26 protein-coding genes and 1 riboswitch are annotated in these 23306 nt (G+C 75.9%); of the genes, 7 read left to right on the top strand and 19 right to left on the bottom strand.

The window, feature by feature from the left end:
* Positions 1-3 precede the first annotated feature (3 nt).
* From AC5RWQ_RS06400 to AC5RWQ_RS06330, 15 genes are read right to left on the bottom strand one after another with little or no spacing between them, the layout of a single operon-like run.
* The gene (locus AC5RWQ_RS06400) at positions 4-462 is read right to left on the bottom strand and encodes a hypothetical protein (RefSeq protein ID WP_494281802.1); all 459 of its coding nucleotides are present in this window, start codon (positions 460-462) and stop codon (positions 4-6) included.
* Positions 459-1397: a hypothetical protein gene (locus AC5RWQ_RS06395; protein ID WP_494281801.1), complete on the bottom strand. Its 939-nt coding sequence runs from the start codon at positions 1395-1397 to the stop codon at positions 459-461. The genes AC5RWQ_RS06400 and AC5RWQ_RS06395 overlap by 4 nt, the downstream gene beginning before the upstream one ends.
* Positions 1394-1954, bottom strand: coding sequence for a phage tail protein (locus AC5RWQ_RS06390; protein WP_494281800.1), 561 nt, complete (start codon positions 1952-1954; stop codon positions 1394-1396). Before AC5RWQ_RS06390 ends, AC5RWQ_RS06395 begins: the two co-directional genes overlap by 4 nt.
* Positions 1935-4547 carry a putative baseplate assembly protein gene (locus AC5RWQ_RS06385; RefSeq protein ID WP_494281799.1) on the bottom strand — a complete coding sequence of 871 codons (2613 nt, stop codon included), beginning with the start codon at positions 4545-4547 and terminating at the stop codon, positions 1935-1937. The genes AC5RWQ_RS06390 and AC5RWQ_RS06385 overlap by 20 nt, the downstream gene beginning before the upstream one ends.
* Positions 4544-5005, bottom strand: a complete 462-nt coding sequence (locus tag AC5RWQ_RS06380; protein ID WP_494281798.1) for a GPW/gp25 family protein — start codon at positions 5003-5005, stop codon at positions 4544-4546. The genes AC5RWQ_RS06385 and AC5RWQ_RS06380 overlap by 4 nt, the downstream gene beginning before the upstream one ends.
* Positions 5002-5340 (bottom strand): hypothetical protein, encoded by a 339-nt coding sequence (locus AC5RWQ_RS06375; RefSeq protein WP_494281797.1) that lies wholly within the window; start codon positions 5338-5340, stop codon positions 5002-5004. The genes AC5RWQ_RS06380 and AC5RWQ_RS06375 overlap by 4 nt, the downstream gene beginning before the upstream one ends.
* Positions 5340-6938 (bottom strand): phage baseplate assembly protein V, encoded by a 1599-nt coding sequence (locus tag AC5RWQ_RS06370; protein ID WP_494281796.1) that lies wholly within the window; start codon positions 6936-6938, stop codon positions 5340-5342. Before AC5RWQ_RS06370 ends, AC5RWQ_RS06375 begins: the two co-directional genes overlap by 1 nt.
* A complete protein-coding gene (locus AC5RWQ_RS06365) occupies positions 6935-7681 on the bottom strand; it encodes a CIS tube protein (RefSeq protein WP_494281795.1) in 747 nt (248 codons plus the stop codon). The genes AC5RWQ_RS06370 and AC5RWQ_RS06365 overlap by 4 nt, the downstream gene beginning before the upstream one ends.
* On the bottom strand, positions 7681-9219 hold the full coding sequence (locus tag AC5RWQ_RS06360; RefSeq protein WP_494281794.1) for a hypothetical protein: 1539 nt from the start codon (positions 9217-9219) through the stop codon (positions 7681-7683). The genes AC5RWQ_RS06365 and AC5RWQ_RS06360 overlap by 1 nt, the downstream gene beginning before the upstream one ends.
* Positions 9191-9676, bottom strand: coding sequence for a phage tail protein (locus AC5RWQ_RS06355; protein ID WP_494281793.1), 486 nt, complete (start codon positions 9674-9676; stop codon positions 9191-9193). The genes AC5RWQ_RS06360 and AC5RWQ_RS06355 overlap by 29 nt, the downstream gene beginning before the upstream one ends.
* Before the next feature lie 3 nt (positions 9677-9679).
* Positions 9680-10936 (bottom strand): phage tail sheath family protein, encoded by a 1257-nt coding sequence (locus tag AC5RWQ_RS06350; RefSeq protein WP_494281792.1) that lies wholly within the window; start codon positions 10934-10936, stop codon positions 9680-9682.
* A 24-nt stretch (positions 10937-10960) separates the two neighbouring features.
* Positions 10961-11659 carry a carboxypeptidase-like regulatory domain-containing protein gene (locus AC5RWQ_RS06345; protein WP_494281791.1) on the bottom strand — a complete coding sequence of 233 codons (699 nt, stop codon included), beginning with the start codon at positions 11657-11659 and terminating at the stop codon, positions 10961-10963.
* Positions 11656-12264 carry a glycine zipper family protein gene (locus AC5RWQ_RS06340; protein ID WP_494281790.1) on the bottom strand — a complete coding sequence of 203 codons (609 nt, stop codon included), beginning with the start codon at positions 12262-12264 and terminating at the stop codon, positions 11656-11658. The genes AC5RWQ_RS06345 and AC5RWQ_RS06340 overlap by 4 nt, the downstream gene beginning before the upstream one ends.
* An 11-nt stretch (positions 12265-12275) precedes the next feature.
* Positions 12276-12620, bottom strand: coding sequence for a hypothetical protein (locus tag AC5RWQ_RS06335; RefSeq protein ID WP_494281789.1), 345 nt, complete (start codon positions 12618-12620; stop codon positions 12276-12278).
* Positions 12617-13405 (bottom strand): LppM family (lipo)protein, encoded by a 789-nt coding sequence (locus AC5RWQ_RS06330; RefSeq protein WP_494281788.1) that lies wholly within the window; start codon positions 13403-13405, stop codon positions 12617-12619. The genes AC5RWQ_RS06335 and AC5RWQ_RS06330 overlap by 4 nt, the downstream gene beginning before the upstream one ends.
* Positions 13406-13632: 227 nt before the next feature.
* Here AC5RWQ_RS06330 and AC5RWQ_RS06325 point away from each other — a divergent pair, with 227 nt between their 5' ends.
* Both AC5RWQ_RS06325 and AC5RWQ_RS06320 read left to right on the top strand, forming a co-directional pair.
* Positions 13633-14688 carry an adenosine deaminase family protein gene (locus AC5RWQ_RS06325; RefSeq protein WP_494281787.1) on the top strand — a complete coding sequence of 352 codons (1056 nt, stop codon included), beginning with the start codon at positions 13633-13635 and terminating at the stop codon, positions 14686-14688.
* A 4-nt stretch (positions 14689-14692) separates the two neighbouring features.
* Positions 14693-15118: an NUDIX hydrolase gene (locus AC5RWQ_RS06320; protein ID WP_494281786.1), complete on the top strand. Its 426-nt coding sequence runs from the start codon at positions 14693-14695 to the stop codon at positions 15116-15118.
* A gap of 46 nt (positions 15119-15164) precedes the next feature.
* Here the strand turns inward: AC5RWQ_RS06320 and AC5RWQ_RS06315 are convergent, their stop codons facing one another.
* Both AC5RWQ_RS06315 and AC5RWQ_RS06310 read right to left on the bottom strand, forming a co-directional pair.
* Positions 15165-15551, bottom strand: a complete 387-nt coding sequence (locus AC5RWQ_RS06315; RefSeq protein WP_494281785.1) for an FAD-dependent monooxygenase — start codon at positions 15549-15551, stop codon at positions 15165-15167.
* Positions 15552-15722: 171 nt separating this feature from the next.
* A complete protein-coding gene (locus AC5RWQ_RS06310; protein ID WP_494281784.1) occupies positions 15723-16661 on the bottom strand; it encodes an AraC family transcriptional regulator in 939 nt (312 codons plus the stop codon).
* Between the two features lie 218 nt (positions 16662-16879).
* Here AC5RWQ_RS06310 and AC5RWQ_RS06305 point away from each other — a divergent pair, with 218 nt between their 5' ends.
* Positions 16880-18004: an FUSC family protein gene (locus AC5RWQ_RS06305; RefSeq protein ID WP_494281783.1), complete on the top strand. Its 1125-nt coding sequence runs from the start codon at positions 16880-16882 to the stop codon at positions 18002-18004.
* A 19-nt stretch (positions 18005-18023) separates the two neighbouring features.
* Here the strand turns inward: AC5RWQ_RS06305 and AC5RWQ_RS06300 are convergent, their stop codons facing one another.
* Positions 18024-19010: a LacI family DNA-binding transcriptional regulator gene (locus tag AC5RWQ_RS06300; protein ID WP_494281782.1), complete on the bottom strand. Its 987-nt coding sequence runs from the start codon at positions 19008-19010 to the stop codon at positions 18024-18026.
* 140 nt (positions 19011-19150) lie between these two features.
* Between AC5RWQ_RS06300 and AC5RWQ_RS06295 the strand changes: the two genes are divergently transcribed.
* The 3 genes from AC5RWQ_RS06295 (at position 19151) to AC5RWQ_RS06285 (ending at position 21779) form a co-directional block, all read left to right on the top strand.
* The gene (locus AC5RWQ_RS06295) at positions 19151-20374 is read left to right on the top strand and encodes an MFS transporter (protein WP_494281781.1); all 1224 of its coding nucleotides are present in this window, start codon (positions 19151-19153) and stop codon (positions 20372-20374) included.
* An 80-nt stretch (positions 20375-20454) separates the two neighbouring features.
* Entirely contained in the window at positions 20455-21351 is an 897-nt protein-coding gene (locus tag AC5RWQ_RS06290; protein ID WP_494281780.1) for an aldo/keto reductase, read from the top strand.
* A 92-nt stretch (positions 21352-21443) separates the two neighbouring features.
* Positions 21444-21779: a hypothetical protein gene (locus AC5RWQ_RS06285; RefSeq protein ID WP_494281779.1), complete on the top strand. Its 336-nt coding sequence runs from the start codon at positions 21444-21446 to the stop codon at positions 21777-21779.
* Between the two features lie 5 nt (positions 21780-21784).
* On the opposite strand, the gene AC5RWQ_RS06280 is transcribed toward AC5RWQ_RS06285, so the two are convergent.
* Positions 21785-22576 (bottom strand): MBL fold metallo-hydrolase, encoded by a 792-nt coding sequence (locus tag AC5RWQ_RS06280; RefSeq protein WP_494281778.1) that lies wholly within the window; start codon positions 22574-22576, stop codon positions 21785-21787.
* Between the two features lie 222 nt (positions 22577-22798).
* A riboswitch (cobalamin riboswitch) is annotated at positions 22799-22928 on the top strand.
* A 46-nt stretch (positions 22929-22974) separates the two neighbouring features.
* Here AC5RWQ_RS06280 and AC5RWQ_RS06275 point away from each other — a divergent pair.
* The gene (locus AC5RWQ_RS06275) at positions 22975-23196 is read left to right on the top strand and encodes a hypothetical protein (protein ID WP_494281777.1); all 222 of its coding nucleotides are present in this window, start codon (positions 22975-22977) and stop codon (positions 23194-23196) included.
* Positions 23197-23306 lie beyond the last annotated feature (110 nt).

Here is a 23306-nt window from a genome sequence, read left to right as displayed (position 1 = left end):
CGGTCACGACGCGGCGATGGTCACGGCGCACGCCACACCTCCCGGGCAGCCCAGCTCCACGTCGGTGGCCTCGTCCACGGCGACCTTCGCGACCGCCTCGGCGCCGTCGCCGGGGGTGACCTCGTCCCGGACGGTGAACCCGGCGTCGCCGGGCGCCGGGGCGGCCACGGTGAACGGGCCCGCGCTGCGCAGCACGAGCGTGCGCAGGCCATCCGGCTTCCCGACCCGCAGCACGCAGCCGCCGACGAAGCTGACCACGTCCCCGGTGCGGTCGCAGCCGGCCCAGACGGTGGCCGGGTCGACGGTGGCGGCCCCGCCGGTCAGCCGGCCCAGCCGCTCGACCAGGCGGGGACGGCTGTCCGCCCGACCGGTGTCGCCGCCCCCGACGCCGACGGCCAGCACGAAGAACGCCACCAGCAGCGCCGCCAGCGTCACCAGCACCAGCTTCTGCCGACCGCTCACGGCCGTGCCTCGGTCACCTCGGTGAACCGGAGCTGGTCGATCCCGGCGAAGTACCGGTCGAAGCCCTGGGTCTTGCCCACCGCGACCAGGGTGAGCTGGTGCGGTCCCTTGCCCAGCCGTACGGTGCCGACGTCCTCGAAGTCCCGCAGGATGACCTGCGGGGTGAAGCCGAAGAACGTTCCGCCGACCTGCGCGCCGTCGATCTGGAAGATGGTGTTGGCGTAGTCGAACGACGTGGTGCGGGCGGCGGAGAACCGCCAGGTGGCGTCCTTCGGGAGGGTGAGGGTCAGGTTCACCCGGTCGCCGATCGCCCGCCCCTGGAAGAAGAGCTGCTTGTCGCCCGACCAGACCACCCCGCAGCAGTTCTCCTGCACCTCCACCGCGGCCGCCGTGCTGCCGCTGGCCCGCTCGAGCGTCGCGCCGGCCACCAGGGTCTCCGCCTCCACGGTGACCACCTGCGGCTCGCCGGCGACCGGCGGCGGCGGGGCGTCGTCCGGCCGGGTCACCAGGTAACCGACCACCCCGCCGACCATCAGCACCAGCACCACCGCGGCGGCGATCCACGGCCACGGGGCCCGCTTCGGCGGGGCGACCGCGCGGACCTCGTACGTCACCCGGCCGCTGGAGCGGGAGCTCTCCTCCGGCGCGGTGTTCGCCGAGTACGCGAAGCCGGTCATGTCGTACCGGCGCGGCGCGGTGCCGGGCGGCACGGCGAGGCGGACCAGGAAGGAGACCGAGCCCTGCCCGGGTACCACCCGCTGCGGCTCGGTGACGGTGAACCAGGACCGCTGGCTGCCCTCCCCGGGTGCGACGTCGAAGACCACGGTGTCCGGCGCCAGGCCGGGATTGGAGACGGTGAAGGTGAGTTCGCCGCGGTTGCCGGCGTCCAGGGTGAACTGCTCGGCGGCGGCGACGACGGCCCATTCGGTGGTCATGACGGCTCCTCTGCGGACGGTCCCGAGGGTGGAGTGGATGGCGGCGGGGGCCCGGCGAGGAGGGTGACCTCGGCGGTCACCGCGGCCGGCTTCTCCGCCTCGACGATCCGGGTGATCACCGCGAGCAGCCCGGCGGCGGGCGGCGGCACCCGGACGACCAGGTGGAACGGGCGCTCGGGCGGCTCGTCGAGCACGAACCCGGTCACCCCGGTGGCCAGTTCCAGCGCGGTGCGCATCCCGTACGGGGTGCCCCGCCAGCGGGCCAGCAGCGCGCCGTGCGCGACCAGGTCCCGCAGCCGCCCCACCGGCAGCGGGAGCGGGGCGTCCGGCCGGGGCGAGGCCACCACGTGGTCCATCGCCACCCACCGGGTCAGGTACGCCACGAACCCGTCCGGCGTCCGGTACGGGGCGAAGAGCGCGTCGACGTCGGCGAGCACCGCCTCGTCCGGGTCGTGCAGCGCCTCCATCACCTCCAGCAGCGCGTACAGCACGCTGCCGGGAACGCTGGCCCGCTGGTACGCGGCGGGCAGCAGCCGCTCAATCGCCGCTCGGCGCATCGTGGCGCACCACCTCGATGTCGTGCTCGCCGGAGCAGAGCAGCCAGGTGTCGGGGACGGTCACCACGTCGGCGGTGGCCTGGTTGGCGCTGGCCGTCCAGTCGGCGGCGTCGACGCTGCGGTACACCCCGCGCTCGCCGCCGGCCAGGATCAGCCGCTCCGCCGGGCCGGTGCCGGCGCCGGTGGCCGCGACCGCCTCCACCGGCACGAACCGGGTCCGGTCCCGCAGCGGCAGCCCGCAGTTGACCATCACCGGCTGCCACTGCGGCTGGGCGGCCAGGGTGTCCAGCCGGACCACCCCGCCGCTCTGCGTGGCGGCCACCGCGAGGGTCCCGGCGAAGGCCAGGTCGCGGCAGGTGCCCCCGATCCAGCCGGACTGCACCTGCTGCCACTTCACGTCCGACTCGAACAGCCGGGTGCGGTGGCAGCCCTGCCCGGGCCGCTTCGGGTCCGGCTCGCCCGCGCCGGCCCAGAGCAGGGTGGCCGGCCCGTCGTACTGGACGGCGAGCACCCGGTTGTCCACGTTGGCCAACCCGACGTGGGCGAAGCTGCCGGGGCGACCGGCGGCGGTGGAGAGGTAGACCCCGAAGCCGGCCTGCGCGGCGACCGCCACACCGGGGGCGCCGCGCTCGGAGACGAACGCGCGGACCGCGTAGAAGCCCCGGTCGGCGTCGGCCGGGTCGACCAGGATCTGTAACGGCACCGAGCCGGGCAGCAGGGAGACCTCGTACAGGCCGGTGTCGGTGGCCAGCAGCAGCGCGCCGGCGCCGTCCCGGTCGATCCAGGCGACGTCGGTGATCCGGGAGTCCAGGTCGGTCAGGAGCGACCAGGTCTCGCCGAGGTCGGTGCTCAGGTGCACCCGGGAGCCGCCGGCGGCCCGGCCGGTCACCACCGCCACCGAGCCGGGGCGGGCGACCACGCCGGGGCGTACCGGGGCAGGGGCGGGGCAGACCCGGACCACCGTCTCGGAGTCGAAGCGGCCGGCCGGTTCCCAACCGGACCCGGCGTTGGTGGAGCGGAAGAGCACCGCGCCGCGGCCGGCGTACCAGGTGCGGGCCTGGTACTGGTCGACGGCGAGGGCACGTACCTCCGCGTCGGGAGCCTCGTCGACCTCGAACCGGACCGACTCGACGTAGCGCACGCCCGGCTCGGCGTGCTCCAGCATCCGGTACACGTTGGAGGCCCGTAGTGGCTCGCCGAACGCCCACCCGGCCGGGTTCAGCGTGGTCGGCAGCGGGCTGAGCGTCTGGTGCAGCCGGTCGTGGATCCGCCGCCGCACCGCGTCGGCGTCCTCCTCCCGGCGGACCACCACCCGGGCCCGGATGGAGACCGCCTTGTAGCGGGCCCAGCCGGCCCGGCAGGTGGTGCCCAGCGCCCGGCGCCGGTCCAGGTCCGCCTCGACCCGGCGGCGGGCCTCCTCCACCTCGTGCTCGCGCAGCACCGACACCGGCAGCCGGCCACCGGGCCGGGCCTCCTCCGGCACGTACGGCACCAGCACCACCTCGACCTCGCCGGGGCGGGCGAAGCTGTAGACCGCGGCGCGGGTGAAGGCGCGGGCCCGGGCCACCGCGCCGGAGCCGGCGGCGAGGATCTCGAAGTCCCGCGCGGTGACCGCCCGCTGCTGAGCGAAGAACTCGTACGGCCCGCGGACCAGCGCCGACTCCAGCGTCTCCATGTCCCGCCCGCCGCCGGCCGGCTCGGGGTTGTCGGCGCGTACCCCGGGCAGCGGGTCGCGCAGGCTGGTCAGCGTGCCGGCGGCGACGTTGCCGGCGCGCCCGCCACCGGCGGAGTACCAGAGCCGGACCCGGGCCCCCGACGGCGGCACCGCGGCCACGGTCACCGGTCCCGCGCCGCCGACCGGCTCGCCGTCGGGGGAGCGCAGATCCAGCGCCGGGGCGAAGGTGAGCACGCCGGAGCAGCGGTCGACCAGGTAGACCTTGGCCTGCGGGCCGACCCCGGCGAAGCTGTCCACCGGCCGCCAGATCTCGTACGTCCGCCCCTCGTGCTCGCGGGCCGCCGCGCCCAGCTCCACCGTGCCGGCCGGCACCTCCACCCCGAGCAGCAGGTCCAGCGGCTCGGCGGTCCGCGCCAGCGGCGCCCGCGCCGCGCGCAGCACCTGCCCGGGCTGGCCGGTGCCGACGCCCAGCAGCTCGGCCTCCACCGGCTCGCAGTGGTGCATCCGGACGGTCACCTCGTCGGCGTCGGCCGGCAGCAGCGCCGGCTCGGTGGTGACGAAGACGACCGGTTTCGGGTCGGCGCCCCGGGCGGCGGCGACCCGGGTGCCGGCGGGAATCCGCACCGCGCCCCGGTCCCCGCCGGCCCGGGTGAACCGGACGTCCGCCCAGGCCGCCGAGGGGGCGTGCCGGGCCACCCCGAGCAGGTTGAGGAACTGCACGTACGCCTTCTCCGGCAGCTGGTTCAGCCGGTAGATCATCACCTCGGTGAGGTGGGCGAACGCCTCGACCAGGGCGATCCCCGGGTCGTGCGCGGACAGGTCGGTCCAGGCCGGGCAGGACTGCCGGATCCGCTCCCGCGCCTCGGTGACGAGGTCGAGGAAGCCGCGGTCGTCGAGGTGCGGCACTGGCAGCGTCATGACGGGCCCCCCTCGGCGTGGTCGTGGTCTGCCGCGGCGTCGGCCGGTTCGTCGTCGGGCAGCAGGTCGACGGAGAAGACCAGCTGGCCGGGGGAGAGGCTGGCCCGAACCCGGTAGTCCAGCCGAACCACCAGCCGCCACGGGTCGTCCGGGTCCGGCCCGGCGTCCACGTCGAGCACCTCGACCCGTGGCTCCCAGCGCCGGATCGCCTGGCGGACGTAGTGGATGGCCAGCCCGGCGGTGGTGTCGTCGTTCGGGGCGAAGACCAGCCGGTGCAGCCGGGAGCCGTACCCGGGGCGCATCAGCCGCTCGCCCGGCGTGGTGGAGAGCAGCAGGTAGAGCGCCTGCCGTACGGTCTCGTCGCCGTCGGTCATGGCCAGGCCGCCGGCCGCGGTCAGCGCCAGGCCACCGGTGCGGCCGGCGTCGAAGCCGGCGCCGACGAAGCGGAACGCCCTCACCGGTCCGCCTCCACCAGGGTCTGCCGCGGGTCGCGGACTCTGTGATGGACCAGCCCCGGCGGGGTGCCGTCGGTGAGCCCGTCCAGGTGCGACAGCACGATCCGGTGCCCGTCGACCCGCAGCCAGTCGCTGTAACCGACGGTGACGGATAGCGTCGTGACGCAGGGCTTGATGGTCGGGCCGTAGTTGGGGCAGGCCACGATGTCCCGGCCCTCCGGGTCGGCGTCGACCAGCACCGGTTGGCCGGTGACCCGCAGCCAGCCCTGCGACGCCCGGTTGGTCACCCGCCCGTCGTGGTCGCAGGTGATCACGGATTGCCGGTGGATCCAGCGCATCAGCCACCTCCTGAGCTCGCGCGGGCGAGTGCGCCGGCCTGTTCCCGGGCGGTCGCCGCGTCCTCGGTCGCGTCGGCGTGCAGGAAGTCGACGCTGCGGGCCCGCACCACCATCGCCCTGCCGGGTGCGGAGAGCACCAGGTCGGTCGCGGCGTGCAAAGTGGTCAGGTCGGGCGTCATCTCCAGGAAGCTGCCGGCGTCGGTGGCCACCCGCAGGCTGCGGGCCACGTCGTCGACGACGATGGTCTGCCCGCCGGAGGTCCGTACCGACCAGCGCCGGGCCCGCCCGTCGGCGATCCCCGCGTCGTACGGCTCGACGGCGCCGAAGAGCGAGCCGAGCACGATCCCGGACGCCGGCTCGCCCCCGGGCAGCGCCACCAGCACGGTGTCCTCCGGGTCGGGCAGCGCCACGATCCCCTTGCCCCGCCCCGCGCCCGGGCTGAGCACGGCCAGCCAGCCGGCGTCCAGGTCCCCGTACGCGGGCAACGTCACCCGGGCCCGGCCGAGCCGGTCCGGGTCGTCCACGTCGGTGACCGTGCCGAGGGTGACCACCGCCGCGGGCACCGCCGCGGCCGGCGGGGCGGCCGGTGGGGCGGCCGGTGGGGCGGTGGAGAAGGCGGTCAGGTGACCGTTGCCGTCGACGGTGTGGGTCACCTCGGTCAGCACGTACACCCCGGCGAGGTCGTCGGCGACCCCGGCGAGGGCGATCCGTTGGCCGGGGCGCAGCGCCGGGTCGCCCTCGGCGACGCCCTCGGCGGTCACCAGCGCGGCCACCCGGGCGTCCAGCCCGGCCTGGGCGAGTGCGGCGAGCTCGTCGTCGCTGCGACCGGGTTGGTCGACCGCCGTGCGGACCCCGTCCGCGCCGACGGCCGCCGGGTCGGGCGCCAGGGGGATCCGCCGGCCGGTGCGGGCGGTGTCGGCGGACTGGCTGATCGGCTCGGCCCGCTGCGGATGCCAGCCCAGCGCGGCGCTCTGCCCGGCGGCCCGGTCCAGGTTGGCAGCCAATCGCAGCGAGTGCAGCGTCCGGCCGAGGGTCAGCTCGATCGGCTCGCCGTACCCGTCGAGGGTGACCAGCCGGAGCCGGTCGTCGTCGCCGGCCAGGTGCAGCCCGGCCCGGCCGGCCACCTCCACCAGCAGCTCGAGGTCGCTGTGCCGGTGCTGGAGCACCCGGTCCAACCGGGGGCCGTCGACGTCGGCGTCGACGCTCAGCCCGACCTCGGCGCAGAGTTCCCGGGCCAGGTCGGCGGCGGTGACCGACTCGAAGACCCGCAACTGCTGCCGCTTGCGCAGCCGGTGCACCGGGTCGTACCCGCGCAGCCGGAGCAGGGCGGCGCCGTCGGCCGCGTACTCCACCTCGACGCAGGTCACCTCGCCGGCGAAGAGCGGGTCGTCGGCGAGCCGGACGTCGAGCGTCGCGCCGGTCGGCACCGCCGGGCCGCGGCCGAGGTCCAGCGCGCCCGGGCCGGGGCCGGCGGCCCAGACCACCTCGCACTGGGTGGGCTGGTCCAGCCGGGCGGCGACCCGTACCGAGCGGAGCCGGTGGGCGGTGGCCCCGTCCAGCGGTACGCCGTCGAGCAGCACGGTCGGCCAGGCGGTCACGGGGTGCCTCCCGCCGGGGCGGCGCCGCCCGCGCTGAGCGGCGGCACCGCGAGGGCGGTGCCGGCGGGCACGGTGAGCGGGTCGGTGATCCGGTTGTGCTCGGCGAGCAGCCGCCAGCGCAGCGGCGAGCCGAGCGCGTCGTGGGCGAGCAGGTCGAACCGGACGCCGGAGTAACCCGGCATTGCCGAGCCGTCGCCGGCGGCGACCACCGCCGAGCCTGGCGTGGCGGTGGGGGTCGCCGCGGCGGCCAGCTCCTCCTCGAACCCTTCGTGCGCCTGGTCGGCGGACTCGGCGACCCGGACCAGCTTCAGCCGCAGCCAGGACCGGCGGGGCGACCCGGTGAGGGTGAACGCGTCGAACCGTTCGGCGATGGCGACGATCACCCCGGGCACGTTCCAGGTCTTGCCCCAGACCAGCCGGATCAGCGGCGGGCGCAGCCGGCCCTGCTCGGCGGCGGAGTTCTCGGCCAGCATCCACAGCGGTCGGGTGAGGGTGCGGACGTCCTCGGGGCGGGCCTGCGCCTCCACCAGGTCGGTGTCGAAGAGCAGGTCCAGCACCAGCTCGGTGCGGCCGCCGCCGGTGTAGACCAGCGGGTCGTCGGCGAGGCCGGCCCCGACGAGCTGCCCGCCGCCGACGCCCCGGGGGCGTACCCCGGCCAGCCGGGTGACCTGCACCGTCTCCGGGTTCAGCAGGCAGTCGACCCGGGCGCCGGTCTCGTCGACGAGGAAGGCGACGCGTTCCATCACGCCCCCCGCTGTTCGGCGGCGAGCCGGTCCAGGTGCGCCGGGTCCGCGGCGGCGCCGGCCGGCAGCCGCGCCGGCCGGTCGTCGGGCAGCGCCGGCCAGCGGTCGCCCGTCCCGTACCGGGCCGTCGGGGTCGCCGTCGCCGGGGATACGACCACCGGGCCCCGCCCGGTGTCGAGCTCGTCGGGCAGGGCCGGCCAGAGGTCCACGGTGGACGGCGCGGTGAACGGCTCGTTGCCCGGCCTGTCTACGCCTTCCCGGTCGATTCGCCGGTCACCGGTCGCGGTGGGGGCGGACCCGCCCGGCGTCAGGTGCGGCGGGAACCCGGTGGGGGTGGGGGACCGCGTGTCGGTCGGCAACCCGGCGCGGGCTCCGGTCGCCCGGCCGTCCGCCGACCGGCCTCGAGTGGCACCCGGCAGCCGGTGCGGGCCGTCGGCGTCCGGGTCGGTGCGGAACCCGGCCCGGCCGGTGCCCCGGGGGCCGGCGGGCGCGAGGCTCGGCGGGTCGGTACCGGCGGGGCGCGGCGGGGTCCCGCCCGCCGTCGCGCGGGGGCTCGGGCGGGCTGCGGGCCGATCACCGTCGACCAAGGCGCCGGCCGATCGGTGGCCGGCGCCGTCGGCGATCCCGGTCTTCCCGGTCTCCCCGGTCGTCCTGGGGTCTCCGGTCGTCCCGGCCTCTCCGGTCTTCCCGGTCGGCCGTCCGGTCACCGACGGGGCTCCGGTACGCCGTCCGGGCGGCCGGTCCTCGCCGCTGCCCGGCCGCCGACCCGGCCCCTCGCCCGGGCGGGTTGCGTAGGGTGCGACGGTCCCGTGGCCGTCGGCCGCGTCGATCGGCGCGAATCGGGTGCCGTCACCGGCCGGTACGCCGCCGGGCGCCGCCGGGCGGATCCACGGCCGGTCTGGGACCGACCCACCCTCGGGGCCGTCCGGGATAGCCCCTGCGGCGTGCGTCCTCGTGGCGACGGAGTCGTCTTCCGCCGTCGCACCGTCCACATGCGGTCCGGACCCGGCGGTCGACCCGTCCCGGTCGAACCGGCGCCACCATCGTCCTGGCGAGCCGCCGGCCGGCTGGCCGTTCCCCGACGGTCCGCCGTCGGCCCGCCGGGCTCCGGAGTCCGGGGCGCCCGTCCACCCGGCCCCGCCCAGCCGGGCCGCTCCGCCCCGCAGGGACCGGCGTCGCCTACCCCCTCCGGCCGCCGTCGCAGCGTCCGGTTCGGTCGACCCGTCGTCGGGCCGGGCCGGATCGGCCGGTGGCCGGTGGCCGGCGTGACCGGCGGTGGCGGCGGACCGCTCCGGGCGTACCCCGGGAGGTTCGGAGTCGGGCGGGAAGCCGCCGGCGTCGGCCGGCGGCAGGTCGAGGTCGTGCAGCAGGCCGGGCGCGTGGGCGGCGACCAGCCGCAGCCAGTGCTCCGGGGGCTGCCCGGGACGGCGCGGCGGGTCGGCCGGCGCCTCGGCGTCGGTCGAACGGTCGACGGCGTCGGCGGCCGCCCGTAGCCGCCGGGCCAGCCAGCTACGCGGTCGTGGGCGCGGCGGCGGCACTGCCCGGCTCCAGCTCCAGACCCTCGTACGCGAGGGTGAGCGCCACGATCGCGATCTCCTGGGAGAGGGTGTGCAGGTGTGCGCCCCGCCAGCGCATCGGCCACGCGTTGATCAGGTTCCAGCGCAGCACCTCGGTCGTGCCGGCGGCGTCCAGCAGCACCACCGAGACGTTGCGCCGGCTGACCGTCCCCTTGACCGCCGTGTGCACCCAGTCCCACAGCTCCCGGGACGGGGTCAGGCCGAAGTGCAGGGTCACCGGGGAGTAGTCGACCTGGCCGGGCACCGCCCGGATCCGGTCGTTGCCGGCCTCCCGGTACGGCAGCCGGGCGATGTTCATCTCCAGGCCGCTGACCTCGGTGAAGTGCCCGTTGGTGATGCCGTTGATGAGCAGCTTGAAGTTGTACGCCCGGTACGGGTCGACCGGGGCGCCCGGCTGCGGCGTGGCCGTGGTCGGCATGGGTCAGCCTCCAATCGTCTCGGTCTCGGTGCCGCCGGCCCACTGGCTCAGCTTGAACACCACGAACTCCGCGGGCTTGACCACCGCGATGCCGATGTGCGCGACCACCATCCCGGCGTCGCGGACGTCGACCGGGTTGGTCTCCTCGTCGCACTTGACGAAGAACGCCTCCTCCGGCGTACGCCCGAGCAGGGCGCCGTCGCGCCAGACCCGGGTGAGGAAGGCGCCGATGTCGCGTCGGATCGACCGCCAGAGCGAGAAGTCGTTCGGCTCGAACACCATCCACCGGGTGCCGTTGGCGATCGCCTGTTCGATGGCGATCGACAGCCGCCGCACGTTGAGGTAGCGCCACTCGCTGGCCTCGGCGGCCAGGGTGCGCGCCCCCCAGACCCGGATGCCCTCGCCGGCGAAGTAGCGGATCACGTTGACGCCCCGGGGGTTGAGCACGTCGTGCTCGGGGCGGGTGACCAGGTACTCCAGGTCGACGGCGCCGCGTACCGGCTCGTTGGCGGGGGCCTTGTGCACCCCGCGCAGCGCGTCGGTGCGGGCCCAGATGCCGGCCATGTGCCCGCTCGGCGGGGTCAGCACCAGCTCGCCGCTGAGCGGGTCGCGCACCCGTAGCCAGGGGAAGTAGCAGGCGCCGAAGTCGGACTGCCGGGGCCGGTACGCCGACGGGGCGTCGTCGTCGGTCGGCTTCGCCGGGGCGTCCGCCGGCTTCGGCGTACCGTCGGCGGGTTTGCCGTCGGCGGCGCGGGGCGGGCGGGCGGAGCCGGGGGTGGCGACCCGGGTGAGCCCGGAGATGTCCTCGATGCCCGGCGGCGGGTCGCAGATGGCCACCATGGTGCGCAGCCGCTCGGCCATGCTGAGCAGCGCCTCGTGCGAGACGGGATCGTGGAAGCCGGGCGCGGCGAGGATGGCGATCTCGTCCACCGCCTCCAGCAGTTGCAGGCCGGTACGGCGCTGCCCGCCGCCGGTGAGCTGCCCGCCCTCGCCGACGTTGACCACCCAGCACCGGGTGCCGCCGTTGTCCAGGAAGCCGAAGACCGCCCGCGCGAGCGGGGTGCTCTCCAGGTGTTCCCCGTCGGCGTAGAGCCGCAGGAACTCCGACCAGCTGTTCACGGCCAGGGCCCGGTCGACGTGCGCGGTCCGGTCCGGGGCGACCCCGACGAAGGCCGCGGTGCTGGTGCCGACCGCCCCGATCGGGCGGGCGCCACTGGGCACCTCCTCGACGTAGATGCCGGGGGAGAAGTAGTTGGGCATCGGTCCTCCTGTGGCGCGGGACGGTCAGCGGGCCGGGGGTTCGCAGACGATGACGATGTCGGGCTCGCCGGGGTCGACCTCGGCGGTGAGGGTGCGGCCGCGGCCGACCAGCCGCAGCCGCACCGACCGGTCGGGCTGCTCCGGGTCGTGCGGCACGCCGGCGATCCGGAACCGGCCGGCGGCGTCGGTGTGCGTGGCGTACGGGGTGCCGACCAGCTCCACCCGCATCGCGGCGAGCGGCTGCTCCTCCGGGCCGACCACCCGGCCGTCCAGGTCGCGCATGGCCAGCTGCCGCAGCCGCAGCGGGCGCAGCACCGGCGGCGCGGCCGGCAGCGGCCGGGCCACCTGCGCCGGCACGTCGATCAGCAGCGCCGGCCGGGGCGGCACGCCGAAGGCCCGCCAGAGCGCCGGGTCGCCGGCCTCCAGCACCAGCTCCGGCTCGCCCTCGGCGGCGGCCGCCGCGAGCACCCGGTCCAGCCGGGCCAGCGCCGCCGGTCCGGCCGCGCTGACCAGGTAGCGGATCGTGAAGCGGTACGGCTCCCGGGCGCCGGTGCCCCGGGTCTGCCGGGCGGCCCGCAGCGCCAGCGGCCAGAGGGTCAGCCCGGCGGTGGGCCCGCCGTCGACGGGCGGGCCGACCGGGACGTCCTCGCCCGCCGCCCCGGCCAGCCAGGCCGCCAGCTCGGCGGTGGCCGCCTCGATCGGTCCCCGCCCGTCGCCGGTCATCGCGGCGGCGTCCCCTGGATCCGGTACGCGATGGCCTCGTTCCACACGTGCGGGTAGACGCCGATCTCGAAGTACCGGGCGAAGCGGTTGATGGGGGCGTTGGTGTGGTCGTGCCAGAGCCACCAGACAGGGGCGATGGTGAACAGCGCGTAGTTCAGCGCCACCGTCACCAGGTAGAGCGGGCCGAGCAGCCGCGCCTGGAAGATGTGCACGTCCTCGTGCCGTTGGATGCCGGAGTCGGAGCCGGCGCAGACCGTGCCGATGGTGGTGGCGTAGCGGGGGGAGACCCCCTGCACCACGTTGACCCGGCAGCTCTGCGCCGAGGTGGCCCGGTCCAGCTGATGGCCGAAGACCAGGTGCGCGGCGAGGTAGAGCGCGCCGGCGACCGTGTTCAGCAGGCTCCAGGTGTGATCCACCACGAAGAGCAGGATTCCTCGGGTGTCCGGGCCGTAGACCCGGGCCGAGGCGATCGCCCAGCCGAAGGGCGCGCCGACCAGCAGGCCGACGACCGCGCCGATGACCAGGCCGAGGGTGCCGCCGGCCCAGCCGCCGAGGGCGGCGCCGAAGACGATGTGGACGACCGCGCTGATGATTCCGAAGACCATGGGGTCACCTCTCAGACCCAGGAGCGGATGTAGCGGGGCTCGCGGCCCTGCGCGAGATGGGTCGGCGACGCCTGCGTCGCCTGTCGGTTGCCCGGGGGCAGTTGGTTGACGCCGAGGGCGGCGGAGAAGACCACCAGCCCGTTGAAGAACGCGATGATCCATTTTTCCGCGCCGGCGTCGCCGGCGAAGGCCGCGGTCAGGTACGACAGCGCGAGCGCGATGCCGAGGGCGATCCACTTGCGGGCCTTGTCGCCGGTGGGGCCGAGCAGGCCGCCGATGACGTTGGCGGCCAGCAGGGTGGCGGCGCTGGCGCCGGTGAGGCTGCCCAGGGCGGACCAGGTGTAGAGATCGTTCACGGCGATCTCCCTTCGGGGGGCGGGCCGGTGGGCCCGGTGCCGGGAGCGCCGCCGCGACCGCGCCGGCGCAGGACGAGGACGCCGGCGACCGCGGCCAGCAGCAACAGGACGACGACCGCGCCGACGATCGCCCACCAGCGGGTGGATCCGCCGTTGTCGCTGCCGGCGGCGGCCACGGCGCTGGTGCTCGCGGACGGGGAGGGTTTCGGCGGCGCCTCGGCCGCCGCCCAGAGCTCGGTCGGCTTGTCGCGCTGCGCCGGGACCTTCCAGCTGACCGAGCGGCCCCTGATCGTGCCGTTGGTGCCGATCACCCGGCCGGGGAAGGTCACGGATATCTCGAAGGACATCGTCTGCATGAACAACTGCTGGTTCTGCGGATTCTGCTCGGCGACTTTCCCACCGTATTTCTTCGGGTCGAGCGGCAGGCTGAACCGGTAGAGATCGTCGTCCCGGACCAGTTTCACGCTCTCGCTGGTGAAATCCTTCAGCGGGGTACGGCGGTAATTGATCTGGGCGCCGTAGTACCGGTCGTCCTGGTAGAGGGTCTCCTCGCCCGCCGGCAGCGTCGGGATGTTCTCCCGCAGCTCGGCGAAGGCCGCCCCGACGTTCTTGTTTCTGCTGCTCAGCAGGCTCTTCTCGGCGGTGAGCAGGAGTTGGCCGTCGATCGTGTCGTCGGCGTTGACGGTCAGCCCGAGGTTCAGCTGCATGCACCCGGTGAGCAGCGCCACCAGGGCCAGACACAGCGCGACCCGGAATGTCCTGTCGCGTACGTGCCCGGTAATCATGCGCACAGTGTGTGCCGTCGGATTCACGGCGAGCAGTCAGCGATCAGTCACAACGGTGTCTCCGATCTTACCGATCCACTCTCCCTTTCGGCCGAGCCCGGAAAATGGAAGCGGCGGATATTCTGGAAGGTTGCCCCGGAGCAATTCTTTTCCCCTGTGCGGGGGAGGCCGGGAGGGTCCGGTCGCGGGCAGGATGGGGCGGCCCGACGACCGTCCCGAGGAGACCGATGACCCCCGCCCAGCGAGACCTGCCGAAGATCGAACTCCACGTGCACCTGGAGGGCGCCGTCCGGGCGGGACTGCTCGCCGAGATCGCCCGCGGCCACGGCGTCGTCCCGCCGCCGGACGGCCCGTACGCCTTCGCCGACCTGTACGAGTTCATCGCCACCTGGAACGCGCGGACCGAGTGCCTGCGCGCACCGGACGACTACCGGCGCGGGCTGCTGGCGTACGCGGCGGAGGCCGCCGGGCACGGCGCGGTCTACCTGGAGCCGGTGCTGGACGCCGAGGAGCGGCTCGGCGGCCCGTCCGGGTGGGCCGACGTGCTGGCCGGCTGCGTCGATGCCGCCGCCGAGGCGCGGGACCGGTTCGGCGTCGCGATCGGACTGACTCCGCAGGTCTTCCGGGGCCAGGACGTCGCCGTGGCCGAGGAGGCCGCCCGGGTGGCGACCCGCTTCGTCGGCCGGGGAGTGGTCGGGTTCGGGCTCGCCGGCGCGGAGGGGCGGTATCCGACCGCCCCGTACGCCCGGACCGTGCGGATCGCCGCCGACGGCGGGCTGCCGTTCGTCCCGCACGCCGGGGAGGCGGCCGGGCCGGAGGCCGTCCGCGAGGTGCTGGCGATGGGGGCGGTCCGGATCCGCCACGGGGTACGGTCCGTCGACGATCCCGACCTGGTCGCCGAGCTGGTCGACCGGGGGACGGTGCTGGACGTGACACCCACGTCCAATCTGCGACTCGGGGTCGCCGCCCCGGACCGCCCGCACCCGGTGGCCCGGCTCGCCGCGGCGGGCGTGCGCTGTTCGGTCTCCACCGACGACCCGGCGATCTTCGACATCACCCTGGCCGGCGAGTACGAGGTGGCGGCGGGGCTCGGCGTCGACGCTGCGGCGGCGTACCGGGCGGGGCTGGCCGGGGCGCTCTGCGACGCGACGACCCGGGGCCGGCTGGCCGACCTCGGCACGCTGGCGTACGGGGCAGGGGTGGCCGCGCCGGTCCTGGACCGGCCCGGTGCGGTGCGCCCGTCCCTGCGGGACCGCGCCGGCGGCCCCCCGCCGCTAGGCTGACCGCGTGCATTCCGTCTCCTGCGTGCTGCTGGTCGACCCCACGGGTCGGCTGCTGCTGCAGCTGCGCGACGAACACGCGCCGCACCACCCGAACGTCTGGGGGCTGCCCGGCGGTCACGGCGAGCCGGGGGAGACCGCCGAGCAGGCCGCGCTACGCGAGCTGTACGAGGAGACCGGGCTCCTCCCCGAGGCTCCGCTGCGGCCGTGGGCCGTGCAGGAGCTGCCCGAGCTGGACCGGGTCAAGCACTACTTCTGGGCGCCCACCCGGGCCCGGCAGGAGGACGTGGTGCTCGGAGAGGGCGCGGCAATCGTCTTCGTCCCCGGCGACCAGGTGCTCGACGGCCGCCCGTTCACGCCGGGCACGGTCGAGGTGCTGACCCGCTTCCTCGCCTCGGCCGACTACACCGACCTGGTCGCCGCCCGCCGCTGATCGGCCCGCCGCTGATCGGCCGGCCGCGGGTTGCCGTGCCGGTCGCTCAACCCTGGGGTGGGTGCCAGTCGGTGTACCGGGCCGCTTGGCGCAGGGCCACCCGCGACGGAGTGAGCCGGACCATGGTGTCGCGCAGGGCGACCGCCACGGGGTGGCGCAGCCGCTGGCCGTACCGGCCGATCTTGTCGGACGCCTGGGACACCTCCCGGCTGCGCGGGCGGCGCTCCCGGTCGTACCGGGCGAGCGCGGCGTCGAGGCCGGCCGGCCCGCCGGTGCAGGCCACGCCGAGCGTCACCGCGTCCTCGATCGCCTGACCCGCACCCTGACCGAGGTACGGGGTCATCGCGTGGGCCGCGTCGCCGAGCAGCGCCACCCGGCCACGCACGTACGACGGCAGCGGGGCGGCCAGGTGGTGGAGGTCGTGCCGGAGCACATCCTCGGGCCGGGTGGCGGCGAACAGGGCCGGGATCGGGTCGTGCCAGTCGCGCTCGCGGACGGCGGCCAGCTCGTCAGCCGCCCGGCCGCCCGGCGGGGCGTTGAGGACCTGCGGTCGGCCGTGCGGGCCCTGCTGCGCGCGTTCACCGGCGGGTGAGCGTCGACGCGCTCAGCTCGCCGGCACGCGGGCCCGGTGCTCGCGCGGGCTGAGCCCGCGCACCCGGCGGAAGGCGGTGCTCAGCGCGAACGCGCTGCCGTAGCCCACCTGCCGGGCCACCGCGCCGAGGGTGGCCTCCGGCTCGCGCAGCAGGTCCGCCGCGAGACTCAGCCGCCAGCCGGTGAGGAAGGCCATCGGTGGTTCACCGACCAGGTCGGTGAAGCGGCGGGCCAGCGCCGCCCGGGACACCCCGACCTCGGCGGCGAGGGCGGCCACCGTCCACGGCCGGGCCGGGTCGTTCCGCAGCAGCCGCAGCGCCGGGCCGACCACCGGGTCGCCGGCCGCCGCGTACCAGGCGGGGGCCGTGCCTGGCCGGTCGAACCAGCTGCGCAGGGCGGCGATCAGCAGCAGGTCGAGCAGCCGGTCCAGGACGGCCTCCTGGCCGGGAGAGTCGCGCACCACCTCGTCGGCGAGCAGCCCGACCAGCGGGCTGTGCCAGTCGTCCGCGCGGACCACCAGCAGCGCCGGCAGCGCGCCCAGCAGCCGCCGGCTGATCTCGCCGGGCAGCTGGTACGTCCCGGTCAGCAGCACGGTGTCGCCCGGCGCTCCGGTGCCCCAGGTGCGCACGCCCAGTGACCGGGTCGCGGCCAGCGGCTCGCCGCGCAGCGTGGTGCAGCGCTGGCCGGGATGGATCACCACCTGCGGTGGAGTGGCCGGGTCGTCGGCGACGGTGTACGCGTCCGGCCCGCGCAGCACCGCCACGTCCCCCGGGTGCAGCGGCTCCGCCGACCCCTCGTCCGGCACCACCCAGGCGGCGCCCCGGACCACCGCGACCACGGTCAGCGGCCCGCGGTCCTCGACGCGCAGCGCGAACGGCGGGTCCAGCAGCGAGCGGAGCAGGAACGCGCCCCGCGCGCGCGGCCCGTCGAGTAGCCCGGTGAGCGGATCCACACGTCCGACCGTAGACGCTCACGCATGGGTGAGCCATCCACAGCCGTTCAGCGTCTCACCGATCGCCGGGCGACCGGGCGCATGGCCGACTCCCCGGCCACCGCCGCCGGCGCTTGGCGGCCCGGTCCGGGCCACCCGGGCCGGAGCACGGCCGCGCCGGGTGCCCGCCGGGGGTCGGGCTACGGTGGGGGCCGGTCCGGGCGGGTGGAGGAGGCGGCATGGTCCGGTGGAGCTGGTTCGCCGAGTCCGCCGGCCGGCTGCGGCAGGGCTGGCTGCCGGTGGTGGAGACGACCCTCGCGGCGACCCTCGCCTGGCTCCTGGCCGCCCGGCTGGTCGGGCACCCGCAGCCGTTCTTCGCCCCGGCCGCCGCGCTGATCGTCCTCGGCCAGGCCCGCGGGCAGCGGGTCCGCCGGGCGGTCGAGGTGGTCCTCGGCGTGGCCGCCGGTGTCCTCGTCGCCGACCTGGTGGTCCAGGCCCTCGGGCCGCAGTCCACCTGGACGGTCTTCACCGTCATCCTGCTGACCATCGCCCTCGCCGTGGCGGTCGGCGCGAGCACCGTGTCCGTGGTGCAGGCCGCGGTCTCCGCCCTCTACCTGGTGGTGGTCTCGCCGCCGACCGAGTCGCTGGTGCCGTTCCGGTTCGTCGACGCGCTGATCGGCGGTGGGGTGGCGGTGGTGGCGAGTCAGTTGATCGACGTCCGGCGGCCGCTCGCCCCGCTGGTCGCCGAGTTCCGCCGGACCTTCGACGGGCTGGCCGACACGATCGAGGAGGTCGCCACCGCGCTCGACGAGCACGACGAGGCGGCCGTCCTGGCCGCGCTGGAGCAGGCCCGCCGGCTCGACGCCGGAGTGGAGCGGCTGCGCGGCGCCGTCCTCGCGGCCGGTGAGGCGGTCCGGCTCAACGTCCGGCGTCGTCGGCACCTCGGCCGGCTGCGCACGGTCGACGCCTCGATCGGCCAGCTCGACTATGCGGTCCGCAACGTGCGGGTGCTCGCCCGGGCCGGGGTCACCCTCAGCCGGTTGCCCACCCCCGTGCCGCCGGACCTCGGCGCGGCGCTGCGCTGCCTCGCCGAGGCGGTCCGGGCCGCCGGGGTGGCGCTCGCCAACGACCTGGAGGGCGCGGAGGAGGCCGGCGACGCCGCTGCCGGTCGCGCCGACACCGCCGCCCTGGAGGCGGTCCGGATCGCCGGGCGGCTCTTCGCCCCGGCGCAGACCCTGCCGTTGGTGATGATCGTGGGGCAGATCCGGGCCACCGCCATCGACCTGCTCCGCGGCGTACGCGGTGACGACGACGCCGCGGTGCTGGCCCGGGTGGACGAGGCGCTCGGGCTGCCCCCGATCTGACCGGGTCGGCCGGTGCCGCTCAGGCGCTGGCCCGCGCCACCAGCGTGGACGGGAAGTCGGTGACCGGGGGTACGGGGGAGCCGTGCAGCACGGCGGTGGCCGCGGCGGCGGCGATCCGGCCGACCGGGTGACTCGCCGTGGTGAGCGCGGGGGTGCTCAGGGCGGCGTGCGGGATGTCGTCGAAGCCGGCCACCGCGACGTCGCCGGGCACCCCCGCCCCGGTGTCGCGTACGCCGGCGATCACGCCCAGCGCGGTCAGGTCGCTGACCGCGAAGACCGCGTCGGTGTCCGGCCACCGGCTCAGCGCTTCGCGGGCCGCCGCCCGGCCCCGCTCCGCGGTGAAGTCACCCGGCACCAGCCGGACCGGCAGCCCGGCGTCGGCCATGATCCGCCGGTAGGCGGCGACGGAGCGGCCGGCGCAGGGCAGCCAGTCCGGGCCGGTCACCATCGCGATCCGGCGGCGTCCGGTGTCGTACAGGTGGCGGACCACCTGGTCGGCCCCGCCGGCGTTGTCCACGTCGAAGGAGGGCACCGTCCGGGAGCCGATGCCGATGGAGGCCGCCCGGCCCCGGAGCGTGTCGGGGACCGCGTCGAGCAGCGCCTCGGTGGTGTTCACCAGCACCACCCCGGCCACCCCGCGGTCGTCGGCGATCCGCCGCAGCTCGTCCGGCCTGCTGAGCGGCAGCCAGTGCAGCGCCACCCCGGCGGGATACCCCGCGCAGACCCGGGCGGCGGCGGCCACGACCCGGTCGACGTACGGGTCGTCCAGGACGGCCGCCGTCGCGCCGGAGACCGCCACGACCAGTCGTACGCCGGCCCCGCGCACCAGCGCCCGGGCCGCGAAGTTCGGCACGTACCCGAGGTGGTCCACCGCGGCCCGGACCCGGTCCCGGGCGGCGGGTGACGCGAAGCCGGTGCCCGCGACCACCCGGGAGGCGGTGGAGCGGGACACCCCGGCGAGCCGGGCGACGTCTTCAAGGGTGGCCGGGCGGTGCGGCGGGGTCATGCGATCCTCCGGACAATGGGAGCGCTCTCGCACTGATAATGCCTTTTTTCGGGCCTTGAATGTAAGGGGCGGAACCAGCTTGTGGTGGTAGCGCTCTCAGGTGTGCGATCGTCGGGCACGTCGCCGATGAGAGGAAGCCCGTGACTTCAGCCGTCACCCAGGAGCGCACCGCCGTACCCCGCACGGTGCTCGCCGCCCGTACCGGCGTCGCGGTGGTCTTCGCCCTCAACGGCCTCGCCGTGGCGTCCTGGTTCTCCCGGGTCCCCGCCGTCCGGGAGGCCCTCGGCCTCAGCGCCGGTCGGCTCGGGCTGCTGCTGCTGGCCATGTCCGGCGGCGCGGTCCTCGCGCTGACCACCGCGGGCCTGGTCACCCAGCGCCTCGGCGCGGCCCGCACGGTGGTGCTCGCCACGGTGCTGGTGGCGGTCGGGCTCGCCGGCGTGGGCGTGGCCACCGGCGTGGCCGGTTCGCTGCCCGGCGTGGCGGTCGGCCTGTTCGCCCTCGGCTACGGCTCCGGGACCTGCGACGTGGCGATGAACGTCGAGGGCGCGGCGGTCGAGAAGCGGCTCGGCCGGACGATCATGCCCCGGTTCCACGCGGCCTGGAGCCTGGGTTCGGTGGCCGGTGCCGGGCTCGGCGCCGGCGCCGCCCGGCTCGGCGTGCCGGTCGCCGCCCACCTGGCGGTGCTGGCCGCGGTGGTGCTCGGCGGCACGGTGCTCGGCGCCCGCGCGTTCCTCCCCGCCCGGCCCACCGGGACGACGGCCGACGGTGGCCCGGCGACCCGGCGCGGCGGCCTGCTCACCGCCTGGCGCGAGCCGCGCACCCTGCTCGTCGGTCTGCTCGTCCTGATCATGGCGTTCACCGAGGGCAGCGCCAACGACTGGCTGGCGGTGGCCTTCGTCGACGGGTACGGGGTCAGCGAGGCCGCCGGCGCCGCCGTCTTCGGCGTCTTCGTCGCCGGCATGACGATCGGGCGGACCGTGGGCACCGTCGCCATCGACCGGTGGGGCCGGGTGCGGGTGCTGCTCGCCACCATCCTGCTCGCCGCCGCCGGCGCGGGCCTGGCGGTGCTGGCCGGCTCCGGGCCGGTGGCCATCGTCGGGGTGGTGCTCTGGGGGCTCGGCGCGTCGCTGGGCTTCCCGGTCGGGATGAGCGCCGCCGCCGACGACGAGGAGCGGGCGCCGGCCCGGGTGAGCGTGGTCGCGACGATCGGCTACACGGCGTTCCTGGCCGGGCCGCCGCTGCTGGGGCTACTCGGCGATGTGGTCGGGATCCTGCCCGCGCTGCTGGTGGTGCCGCTGCTGCTGATCCCGACGCTGGCGCTGGTACCGGTGACCCGCCCGCCGGCGGGCCGCTCCAGCACATAGAACATATCGCCGGCCGGCGGTTTGCGGTATCGGGCGCGCGGCCGACTGCGCGGCGAGCCGCAGCTGGCTACGGTCGCCGGATGCCAACCGAGGAGATCACCGCGGCCGCCGCGGGCAGCTGGACCCTGGGCGACCGGACCGTACGCCGGATGGGCTTCGGCTCCATGCGGATCACCGCCCACCCCGACCCCGACCGCGCGATCCGGGTGCTACGCCGGGCCGTGGATCTCGGTGTCGACCACATCGACACCGCCGCCTTCTACGTCTCGCCGGGCGGCACGCTCAACGTCGGGACCGGCCCGGCCCGGTACGCCACGGAACTGATCCGCGCCGCGCTCGCCCCGTACCCGGACGACCTGGTGATCGCCACCAAGGTCGGCTTCGCGTACGACCCGGAGACCGGGCTCACCATCGCGGCCAGCCCGGCCCAGCTCCGCGCCCAGGTGGAGGAGAACCTGCGCCGGCTCGGCCGCGACCAGCTCGACCTGGTGAACCTGCGGATCGTGAAGCGGCCGGGCCGGGACTCGGTCGCCGAGTCCTTCGGCGCCCTCGCCGAGCTGCGCCGGGAGGGGCTGATCCGGCACCTGGGCCTGTCCAACGTCCGCCTCGACCACTTCGACGAGGCACAGGCCATCGCCCCGGTGGTCAGCGTGCAGAACAACTACGCCATCGACAATCGGGGCGACCAGGACGCGCTGCTGCGCGAATGCGGCGCGCGGGGGGTCGCGTTCGTACCCTTCTTCGCCCTGGCGGGGGCGAACCGGGAGGGCGGCGCCCACACCGACCACGGCGCGGCCGTCCGCGCCGTCGCCGCCGCGCACGGCGCCACCCCCCAGCAGGTACGCCTCGCCTGGACCCTGCACCAGGGGCCGCACGTGCTGGCCATCCCCGGCACCGGCGACCCGGACCACGTGGCGCAGAACGTGGCGGCCGGCGCGCTGCGGCTGACCGCCGGGGAGCTGACCGCGCTCGGCTGACCGGCGCCGCCCAGCCGGCTGTCATCGGCCTCGCAGCCCGCTGCCAGGAACGGGTGGTGCACTGGAGGCACGCCGAGGAGAGGAGCGGGCAGATGGGCTGGTTCAGCCGACGTACCCGGACCGCCGTGGGCACCCCGACGAAGCTCGACCGGGAGGCCAACCGGGACGACCTGGCCGCGCTGGAGGAGTTCGTGACCAGCCGGCAGGGAGTGGAGTTCTACCTGGAGCCGGAGACCACCGCCACCGACACCACCGTCGCCGCGATCGCCCACGACGGCGAGTGGATCCGCCGCCGCACCGGCTCGCCGCAGGTGGCGGCGAAGCTGGCCAACCGGTACGCGGTGCCGCTCTACGAGGCGGCGAGGACCGGCTACCCGGAGCGGATGCGGGCCTGGAATCGCGCGCATCCGGAGCGCCGGGCCCGCTGACCGGCTCACAGGGCGGCGCGGGCCTCGGCGAGGGTGAGCGGGTCGTCGTGGCTGGAGACGTACCAGTGCACGTCGTCGTCGAGGAGGCGGCGGGCCAGCGCGAGGTCGGGGCCGTCGTCGGGCTCGCGCAGGTGCGCCGGCGGTGGGTAGTAGCAGTCGCCGAGCAGCAGGACGCCGGAGTCCGGCACCAGCACCACGGTGGAGTCGGGGGCGTGGGCGCCGCCGACGTGCCGGAGCCGGACGCCGGTGGGCAGCGCCAACTCGTCGGTGAAGGTGCGGGTCGGCGGCAGCACCGCGAAGTCGTCCCAGGAGTCCATCGCCAGGGCCCGGGCCCGGACGCTGTGCCCCAGGCGGGGGTTGGTCCGGGCCAGCTCACGCAGATATCGGTGGCTCCACGGGCGGGCTGCCTCGGCGCGCAGCAGCGGCTCCCCGGCGGCGTGGCCGACGATCTCCACCCCCGGCCAGGCGCACGCGCCCCAGACGTGGTCCCAGTGGTGGTGGGTGTAGACCAGCCAGCGTGGCTCGGGCAGCCCGGCGGCCGTCAGCGCCGCCCGGATCTCGCGGGCGTGCCCCGGGCTCTGCCCGGCGTCGACCAGCACGCTGCCGCGCTCGTCGGTGATCAGCGCCACGCTCGGCCGGACGTTGAGCGGGTCGGGATCGCCGGGCAGCAGCCACACCCGACCGGCGAGGTGGCGAAACGTCGGATCGATGATGGTGTCGACTCCCTCCCCGCGACGGCGGACGCTCTCCGTCCCCGCCGAAGCGTAGGCGCTCGGCCGTTCCGTGGCTGCCCCCACCAGCGCCGCCGCCCCCGCTCGGCGGCGGTGGCCCGGAGGGCGCGGAGGGCTTTGACCCGTCCTGCGGGGCGATTCCGGCGAAGGGCGGGCGGGCACCGTCCGAACTGGCCGGAGGGGAAAGGGCATCGTCACTGGTCGATGAAGGCGGATCTCCGACCGGGCCGGGGGCGACGTTGACCGGCCGTCGTTTCGTGTGGCAGAGTTCGCGGCCTGACGGCAGTGAAGGAAGCCGGTGCGATTCCGGCGCGGTCCCGCCACTGTCACCGGGGAGCGATCCCCCCTCGTGAGTCACGGCCGTGCGTGCACGGTTGGAAGGCCGGGGGTGAGCGTCGATCCGGGAGCCAGGATACTTCGGCCGTCGGGATGACCCCAGGGCGTGGACACCCGAGGAGGACCCGATGACGCGCAGCGTCTGCACCGTCGACGAGATCCGTCGTATCCGCATCGAGCGCGGTAGCGCTCCCGTGCTCATCCGTGCCGCCGTGCCCATGGCCGGCGGCTTCGTCGTCGCTGTCGGAGAGCCGGCCGTCGAGCTGCCGACCCCCGCATCCGACTCGCCGGCCGCCCCCGGCCGGCACGGCCTCGCGCCCGGCTCCGCCCGCCCCGCCGTACACCGCTGAGTTCCGCACCGCGCCGCCCGCGCCCACTGGCCCCGCGCCGGTGACCCCGGCGGTTCGCCGCACCCGCTGAACCGCGTCCGCTCCCGCTCCGCCCGCGACCGCCATCCGTG

Source organism: Micromonospora sp. BS32 (genome assembly GCF_059089345.1).
Note: the sequence above shows the minus strand (reverse complement) of the source record. Positions and strands in the feature narration are given on the sequence as shown.